1 protein-coding gene is annotated in these 722 nt (G+C 59.1%); it reads right to left on the reverse strand.

Annotation, left to right across the window (positions count from 1 at the left end):
• Positions 1–206: 206 nt before the first annotated feature.
• The coding region (locus DT23_RS18280; protein WP_038133752.1) for a BRCT domain-containing protein at positions 207–722 on the reverse strand (516 nt) is incomplete at its 5' end.

The raw sequence follows: 722 nt of genomic DNA on the forward strand, positions 1-722 counted from the left end.
GCTGCGCAATGTCTCGGTGGGGTATCCAGAGAAAGCACGCAAAGCAAAGGAACTGCGCGATGGTTCGTGACGATCTTGTTCGCAGTATCGTGCCTGCCGTCGCGCTTTCTCAACGCAATACTACTCTGGTTCAGCATCGCTTGTTGGCGCTGGTCTCATAGCGGCACCTCACTTCGCCGACAAACGCATACGGAAGTCACGATCCTTCATAGAACGCCAGCACCTGCAAGAATATCTTTGAACTCACTCTCACCCAGAATTCGGATCGGATGGCCTGCATCGCGCATCGCCTCCGCCTTGCGGTGCTTGCTGCTTTTGCTGTGCCCTGCGAGCAAGCTCAGATCCTGATCGCCAACAATCAGGTGTGTGGTCTGTTTCGTCACGCCCGCTTTCACATCCATTCCCGCGCGCGCCGCAAGATTTGCTGCATCGTCCCGCGACATGCCAAGGTTTCCGGTGAACACTACGATTGAACCCATCAGCGGCCCGTTGGGATTGGCGGGTGGGGTCGGGTTCTTCGGAAAGCGGGTCTTCGGTGCCGGTAGAACCAGCTCGCCAAACGGCATGGCCAGCCGCGCTTCGGCATGAAGCACCACCAGCGCGGCCGCTCGCGCGTCTTCGCCTGCGTCGTGATGGTGAAACTGCAAGTCCAATACCCGCTTGAGGTTTGCAAGGCCGTGCCCCCCGTTCCCCTTCAATTCGGGCCAGGCCCGACGCGCAAT

The sequence above is a fragment of the Thioclava indica genome (assembly GCF_000714545.1).
Taxonomy (GTDB): Bacteria; Pseudomonadota; Alphaproteobacteria; order Rhodobacterales; family Rhodobacteraceae; genus Thioclava; species Thioclava indica.